This window comes from Pseudomonas sp. UYEF17, from assembly GCF_040546125.1.
Lineage (GTDB): Bacteria > Pseudomonadota > Gammaproteobacteria > Pseudomonadales > Pseudomonadaceae > Aquipseudomonas > Aquipseudomonas putida_Z.
In genome coordinates this window covers 84,691-91,787 of the sequence record NZ_JBEPNE010000021.1, presented here as the reverse complement: position 1 = coordinate 91,787, position 7,097 = coordinate 84,691, and the positions used below count along the sequence as shown (strand labels likewise).

General features: G+C 64.4%; 6 protein-coding genes and 1 pseudogene. 2 read left to right on the top strand and 5 right to left on the bottom strand.

The annotated features are described in order from the left end of the window. The 4 genes and pseudogenes from ABIB24_RS23555 to ABIB24_RS23540 form a co-directional block, all read right to left on the bottom strand. Positions 1–258, bottom strand: a pseudogene (locus tag ABIB24_RS23555) (hypothetical protein); the annotation flags it as partial. A 316-nt stretch (positions 259–574) separates the two neighbouring features. After that, positions 575–1,411, bottom strand: coding sequence for a bifunctional allantoicase/(S)-ureidoglycine aminohydrolase (locus ABIB24_RS23550; RefSeq protein ID WP_013972924.1), 837 nt, complete (start codon positions 1,409–1,411; stop codon positions 575–577). A 106-nt stretch (positions 1,412–1,517) separates the two neighbouring features. Beyond that, a complete protein-coding gene (locus tag ABIB24_RS23545) occupies positions 1,518–2,909 on the bottom strand; it encodes an LLM class flavin-dependent oxidoreductase (RefSeq protein ID WP_354317348.1) in 1,392 nt (463 codons plus the stop codon). 16 nt (positions 2,910–2,925) lie between these two features. Then, positions 2,926–3,906, bottom strand: coding sequence for an aliphatic sulfonate ABC transporter substrate-binding protein (locus ABIB24_RS23540; RefSeq protein ID WP_025338898.1), 981 nt, complete (start codon positions 3,904–3,906; stop codon positions 2,926–2,928). A 196-nt stretch (positions 3,907–4,102) separates the two neighbouring features. On the opposite strand from ABIB24_RS23540, the gene ABIB24_RS23535 reads away from it, so the two are divergent. After that, a complete protein-coding gene (locus tag ABIB24_RS23535; RefSeq protein WP_085616944.1) occupies positions 4,103–4,987 on the top strand; it encodes an NHL repeat-containing protein in 885 nt (294 codons plus the stop codon). 118 nt (positions 4,988–5,105) lie between these two features. Continuing rightward, the gene (locus ABIB24_RS23530; protein ID WP_025338900.1) at positions 5,106–5,789 is read left to right on the top strand and encodes a TetR/AcrR family transcriptional regulator; all 684 of its coding nucleotides are present in this window, start codon (positions 5,106–5,108) and stop codon (positions 5,787–5,789) included. Between the two features lie 148 nt (positions 5,790–5,937). Here the strand turns inward: ABIB24_RS23530 and ABIB24_RS23525 are convergent, their stop codons facing one another. Continuing rightward, on the bottom strand, positions 5,938–6,945 hold the full coding sequence (locus tag ABIB24_RS23525; protein WP_025338901.1) for a GlxA family transcriptional regulator: 1,008 nt from the start codon (positions 6,943–6,945) through the stop codon (positions 5,938–5,940). Between the last annotated feature and the right edge of the window lie 152 nt (positions 6,946–7,097).

Below are 7,097 nucleotides of genomic sequence, written 5' to 3'. Positions count from 1 at the left end.
GCGTACCTGCTCGACCATGCCGTGGATCATGTTCTTGACGTGGGCATGCAACTGCTCGACGTGGTCATAGTGTTCGGTGCCTTCCAGGCGGATGACCAGGCCGAACAGGGGAGAGGCGATGTCGAAGAGGGGGAATGTGGTGTTCGAGCGGGTGTCGAACCCCAGCGCGTCGACATGAGGGAACAGTTCGCTGAGCGGGGGCGATTCACGTGTGTCTGTTTTGTCGTTTTCATAGGAGATATCGGTTTTTACGGTCATGTGTAAATCTCCTTGGCCGTATCGCGGTCCATGTTTTGCTGTAGGTCGGACAACAAGATAAGGCTGGAGAATATACGCTTTAGAACCGATTTCATTCGGTGGGGCGTAAAAACAGAAGATGCTGTAAGAAACTTCCTATTAATAGGTCGGCTGGTTAATCGCGCGGCGAAACATAAAGTTCCATGTGCCGTGATTGGAAGGGTAAATATTGGCGGGGTTATAAAAGTGGCGGCCGGTGAAGTGCCGAAAGGCCGACATCCACAGCGAACTGTGCATCTCGGCCTTTCGAAGAGGAGGGGCTTCGCGCCCCAATGCATCAACGCTTAGGGTTGAGCGTCAGGTGCACGTGACGGTTCACGTCCTTGTACAGCAGGTAGCTGAACTTGCCTGGGCCGCCGGCGTAGCAGGCTTGCGGGCAGAAGGCGCGCAGCCACATGAAGTCGCCGGCTTCCACTTCGACCCAGTCCTGGTTCAGGCGGTACACCGCCTTGCCTTCCAGCACGTACAGGCCGTGTTCCATCACGTGGGTCTCGGCGAACGGGATCACGCCGCCCGGCTGGAAGGTGACGATGTTCACGTGCATGTCGTGGCGCATGTCGGCCATGTCGACGAAGCGGGTGGTGACCCAGCGGCCTTCGGTGCCCGGCATCTCGATGACGGTGGCGTTGTCACGGTGGGTGACGAACGACTCGGGAACGTCCAGGCCTTCGACCTTCTGGTAGTGCTTGCGCAGCCAGTGGAAGGTGACGTTGGACTTGCTGTTGTTACGCAGGCTCCACTCGGCGCCCGGGGCCAGGAAGGCGTAGCCGCCCGGTACCAGGGTGTGGTGCTTGCCTTCGACGGTGATGTCCAGTTCGCCTTCGACGATGAACACCACGGCTTCGGCGTTCGGGTCCAGCTCAGGGCGCTCGCTGCCGCCTTCCGGGGCCACTTCGACGATGTACTGGGAGAAGGTTTCGGCAAAGCCGGTCAGCGGGCGGGCGATGACCCACATGCGCATCTTGTCCCAGAACGGCAGGTGGCTGGTGACGATGTCACGCATCACGCCCTTGGGGATGACGGCATAGGCTTCGGTGAACATGGCACGGTCAGTCAGCAGCTCGGTCTGAGCCGGGTGCCCACCGTGGGGGGCGAAGTACGAATGGTTCGACATGGACGATCTCGACTTGTTGTTCTCTCCCCATGCCGTGAACCGCACCGGCCGGTGCGGCGCAGGGGATGTGGCGACAGAATAGGGTCGAGTGTGTGCCATCCACAAATTAAATGTTGGAATACCCGGTATTTGCTGGCTGAATGCGAACCTGCCGGCCAGCGTGCCCTTCCGGCAAGCGGTCGCCCCGGCCGAACAGCTTGTGGCGCAAGGTGCCTTCGGCATGACTCAGCGGGTAGCGGCCACGGCGTTGCAACTCCGGCACCAGCAGCTCGACCACATTTGCCAGGTCGTCCGGTTGCACTGCGTAGGTCAGGTTGAAGCCATCGATGCCGGTCTGGTCCAGCCAGCTTTCCAGCTGGTCGGCCACCTCGCTGGCAGTACCCACCAGCACCGGGCCACGGCCGCCCAGGCCAACGAACTCGGCAGCCTCGCGCACGGTCCAGCGGCGGTTCGGGTCGGCGGCGGTGAAGGCGGCCAGGGCTGCGCGGCCGGCATCGTTCTCGACGTATTCGATGGGCGCATCGGGGTCGAGGCCGGCAAAGTCGATGCCGGTCCAGCCCGACAGCAGCGCCAGGGCGGCGTCCAGGTCGACATAACGGCGGTATTCGGCGAAGCGCGCCTCGGCCTCCTCCCGGGTAGGGGCGACGATCAACAGCGCCTGGGCGTAGATCAGCACCTCGTCCCGGCCACGCCCGGCCACCTCGCTGGCCTGGCGGATGCCGTCGGCGTAGCGGCGCAGTACCGTGGGCGTCGGCCCGCTGATGAACACGCATTCGGCGTGCCGCGCCGCGAACTGCTGGCCGCGTGCCGAAGCACCGGCCTGGAACAGCACCGGCGTGCGTTGCGGCGAAGGTTGGCACAGGTGCATGCCCGGCACCTGGAAGTGCTCGCCCACATGGTTGATGGGGTGTACCCGGGCCGGTTCGATATAGCGCCCGCTGTCACGCTCCAGCAGCACCGCATCGTCGTCCCAGCTTTTCTCCCAGAGCTTGTAAAGCACCTGCAGGTATTCCTCGGCCAGGTCATAGCGCTGGTCGTGGCCCAGCTGGCGCGCCAGGCCCAGGTTGCGCGCGGCACTGTCGAGGTAGCCGGTGACGATGTTCCAGCCGACCCGGCCATTGCTCAGGTGGTCAAGCGTCGACATGCGCCGGGCGAACGGGTAGGGGTGTTCGTAGGTGAGCGAGAAGGTGACGCCGAAGCCCAGGTGCTCGGTAACCCCGGCCATGGCCGGCACCAGCAGCAGCGGGTCGTTGACCGGCACCTGCACGCCACCGCGCAGGGCGGCTTCGGGGCCGCCCTGGTAGACGTCGTAGATGCCCAGCACATCGGCGATGAACAGGGCATCGAACAGGCCGCGTTCGAGCAGGCGGGCCAGGTCGGTCCAGTAGCCCAGGCGGTTGAAGGCCACGCTGGTGTTGCGCGGGTGGCGCCACAGGCCGGGGGACTGGTGGCTGGCGGCATTCATGCTGAAGGCGTTGAAGCGAATCGGGCGGGGCATGGTGGGCGCGCTCCGCTCAAGGCAATACGGAAGCCGGGTAGACCGCGTCGGCCACCTGCAGCTTGCGTGGAATCAGGCCCAGGCCCTGGAAGGTATCGGCCAGCTTCTGTTGCTCGGCAACGATCTGCGGGGTAATGGCCACGGCGTTGTAGTTGCGCCGCTCGCTGGCCACTTGCAGCACGTTGGCGTTGATCCCCAGTTGCGGGGCCAGCAGCGCGGCAACTTCTGCAGGCTTGGCATTGGCCCACTGGCTGACCTTGCCCAGTTCGGCGAAGAAGGTCTTCAGCAAGGCGCGATGCTGGTCGGCGAAGCTGGCGGTGGACAGGTAGAAGGTGCGGTTGTTGGACAGGCCGCTGCCGTCGCGCAGGTTCTTCAGGCCCGGCTGGCTTTCTGCCGCGGCGAGGAACGGGTCCCACAGGGTCACGGCCTGGACGCTGCCCGATTGCAGGGCAGCCACGGCATCGGCGGCGTTGTTGACGTAGGCCGGGGTGATGTCCTGGTAGCTGAGGCCGGCCTGTTCCAGGGCAACGGCCAGCAGGTACTGGGCGTTCCAGCCGCGGCCGGTGGCCACGCGCTTGCCCTTGAGGTCTTGCACGCTGGCCAGGTGGTCCTGCTCGCGCACCACCAGGCCGATGCCGCGTGGGTAGGGTTGCTCGGCGGCCAGGTACACCACCGGCTTGCCTGCGGCCTGGGCGAACACCGAGGGGGCGTCGGCGGCATGGCCGAGGTCGATGGCGCCGGTGCTCAAGGCTTCGAGCAACTGCGGGCCGGCGGCGAACTCGTGCCAGCTGACTTTCACGCCTTGCGGTGCCAGGGCCTTTTCCAAGGCGCCGCTGCCCTTGAGGATGTTGATGCTGTTGAACTTCTGGTAACCGATGCGCAGGGTCCTGGCCTCATCGGCCAGGGCTTGGGACCAGGGCAACAGGGTACTGGCGACACTGGCCAGCAAGCCGCCGATCAACAGGCGGCGCAAGGGGGAGAAGGCACGGGCGGGCATGGGCATTGCTCCTTGAGTTGGGGGGGAAACGATGTGCCCAGACTAAGGAGGTGGCGTTTGGCTTTCAATTTTTATATTCCTGTTTGTTAGATTGTTTAGTTATTTTTATATCCTTTTGTTTTGTAATGGTTGGTCCATTTCGACATTTTTTTCACATTCGCTTGCTAGGCTCCCCGGCATTCCCGAGGAGCCCTACATGTCGCACATCCTGCGCAAGCGCAGCACCCGTATCGCCTTGGCCGCCACCGCCGGCCTGCTCACGGCCACCCTGGGCTTCTTTGCCTGGCAGAGTTTCTACCCGGTCCAGGCCGCCTCCGGCTGGGGCGTCGAGGTGCTGCACCGCGACGTGACCAAGGCCGCGTCGCTGTTGCCGCAAGCCGATGGCAGCCTGCTGGTCAGCCGCGAACTGGACGATGGCCGTGGCAGCATCCTCAGGATCACCGCCCAGGGTGATCGGGTGGTGGTCATCGACAACCTGTCCAAGCCCGACGGCATGGTCGCGGCGCAGGGAGGCTGGGTATTCAGCCAGGAAGGCGGGTTTGCCCCGGTGAGCCTGGCCCGCGATGGCCAGGTCACGCGGCTGTTCGATGGCGAGAGCGTGCAGGGCCTGTGGAACGACGGCGAGCACCTGTACGCCATCGAGGACCGCAAGGGCAATGGCCGTTTGATGCGCTATGACTGGCGCAGCGGCCAGCTCGATGTGCTGCGCTCCGGCCTGACCGAAACCGAAGGCCTGACCCGCTGCAGTGACGGGCGTTTGCTGTATACCGAAAAGGCCAACGGCAAGGTCCGCGCCCTGTCCGACGATGGCCGGGACCCGGTGGTGGTCGATGGCCTGCGCAACCCGACGTTCCTGTTCTGCGACCAGCGCGGCCTGTGGATCAGCGAAGACAACACCCACCGGGCCCGGCTGCTGCGCATCGGCGCCGACGGCACGCGGCAGACCGTGCTGTCGTTCCTCAAGGCGCCGCAGTCGATCGTTGCCGATGGCAAGGGCGGCTACCTGCTGGCCGAAGGCGGGCGCAACCGTGTGCTGCACCTGACCCCGCCGCTGGAGCGCAATACCGCCCAGCGCGACTGACGCTGCGCCTGGCTGGGCAGGCGCCGCGGGTGATGGCTACCCGACCAACAGCGCGCTTCCCTGCATGGCCGCGCTCGCGGATAATCCCTCCATTCCAATAAACAGCCTGTGAGTGGGTATGAGTGATTCCGTAGTCAGCCTCGGCCAGCCTGAAACCGAAGGGGGGCGCAAGACGCGCAAGAACAACCCCGAGAAAACGCGCGAGGACATCCTCCAGGCCGCCATCAACGAGTTCGTCCAGCAAGGGCTGGCCGGTGCCCGCGTCGACGCCATCGCCGAGCGCACCGCCACCTCCAAGCGCATGATCTACTACTACTTCGGCAGCAAGGAGCAGCTGTACTGCGAGTGCCTGATCAAGCTGTACGGCGACATCCGCAAGACCGAGCAAAGCCTGGACCTGGAGTCGCTGCCGGCCGAGCAGGCGATTCGCCGGCTGGTGGAGTTCACCTTCGATCACCACGACCGCAACGTCGATTTCGTGCGGATCATCTGCACCGAAAACATCCACTACGGCGAGTACGTCAAGCAGTCGCCGGCGATTCGCGAAATGAGCAGCCTGGTGCTCGAGGCCCTGGGCAGTACCTTGCGCCGTGGGGTGCAGGAAGGTGTGTTTCGCGCCGGCATCGAGGTCATCGACCTGCACATGCTGATGAGCTCGTTCTGCTTCTACCGGGTGTCGAACCGCCATACCTTTGGCGAGATCTTCCAGATCGACCTGTCCGATGAGCAGGTCAAGCTGCGTCACAAGGCCATGATCTGTGATGCGGTGTTGCGGTATATCCAGATCGAGCGCCGCCCTTGAAAGTTCTCTAGTGCCTGGGCCGGCCTCTTCGCGGGTAAACCCGCTCCCACAGGATCGCCGCTGTCCCAAAGATTTGCACAGTACCTGTGGGAGCGGGTTTACCCGCGAAAGGGCCGGCCCAGGCGACACATGAATGAAGCCTTGGCACTCACTCGCCCAACCGCTGCTCACGCGACGGCGGATAGCCAAAGTAAGCCGCATAGCATTTGCTGAAGTGCGACACCGAAACAAACCCGCAAGCCACTGCCACTTCCATCACCGACAGGTCGGAATACTGCAACAGGCGGCGGCTCTTGGTGATGCGCAGCTCCATGTAGTAACGCCGCGGCGAAGTGCCCAGCTGGGCCTGGAACAGGCGGTCGATCTGCCGGCGCGAGCGCCCGCTGTAGGCGGCCAGCTGGTCGAGGCTGAGGGTTTCCTCGAGGTTGTTCTCCATCAGTTCGACGATGGTGCGCAGGTGCAGGCTCATGGACTTCTTCGCGCCTGGGCCGACCTGGCGGTAGCGGGCACCGGAGAACGACAGGATTTCCTCGACGCCTTCGGCCAGGCCGTCGCCATACAGCCGGCGCACCAGGCCGAGCATCAGCTCCATGGCGCCATTGGGGCTGGCAGCGCTGAGGCGGTCGCGGTCGAGGGTGAAGCTGGCCGGGGTGATTCGCGTCTGCGGGCTGCGCTCGGACAGGCTGGCGCGCTGTTCGGGGTGGATACTGCAGCCATAGTCATCCAGCACCCCGGCGCGGCCGAGGAACCATGCGCCGTTCCACAGCCCGCCCAGGGCCATGCCGTGGGCCGCGCAATCGCCCAGCAGGCGGTCGAGTTCGGGGTACTTCAATGGCGTGCGCAGGCCGCCGCAGATCACCAGCAGGTCCAGCTCCTTCAGCGCCTCGGCGGACAACTCGGTGGCCACCAGCTCCAGCCCCAGGTCGCTGAGCACGCGGTCGCCTTCCAGCGACAGCGGGGTGAACTGGAAGCTGTCGGCGCGCAGCAGGTTGGCCGTGACCAGCACGTCCATGGCCACGGTGAAGCTGGCCATCGAGAAGTGTTCGAGCAATACGAAATCGACCCGATAGGGGGCCTGGGCATTGGCGCTGGTGGACTTCAGCCGCAGCATGTTGCTGGTACTGGTCTTCTTGCTGAACTGGCGTGGCGTGGGCACTCTGGACTCCGCTTCCTGGCTGGCCTTGAGAGTGTGGCGGGTGGCCGGGGGAAAGACAATCTCCCGGGTGGCCGTGTCGTGTTCGAGGTCGTGTTCAGGCAACCTGTCTGGCTTGGCCCGTTGCCGTTATGCTGATGCTCCCGTGACTGAGG

What these genes read in the sequence shown, in the direction of transcription:
- ABIB24_RS23550 (WP_013972924.1), bottom strand. Translation starts at nt 1,411, where the DNA reads ATGTCGAACCATTCGTACTTCGCCCCCCACGGTGGGCACCCGGCTCAG.
- ABIB24_RS23545 (WP_354317348.1), bottom strand. Translation starts at nt 2,909, where the DNA reads ATGCCCCGCCCGATTCGCTTCAACGCCTTCAGCATGAATGCCGCCAGC.
- ABIB24_RS23530 (WP_025338900.1), top strand. Translation starts at nt 5,106, where the DNA reads ATGAGTGATTCCGTAGTCAGCCTCGGCCAGCCTGAAACCGAAGGGGGG.
- ABIB24_RS23535 (WP_085616944.1), top strand. Translation starts at nt 4,103, where the DNA reads ATGTCGCACATCCTGCGCAAGCGCAGCACCCGTATCGCCTTGGCCGCC.
- ABIB24_RS23540 (WP_025338898.1), bottom strand. Translation starts at nt 3,906, where the DNA reads ATGCCCGCCCGTGCCTTCTCCCCCTTGCGCCGCCTGTTGATCGGCGGC.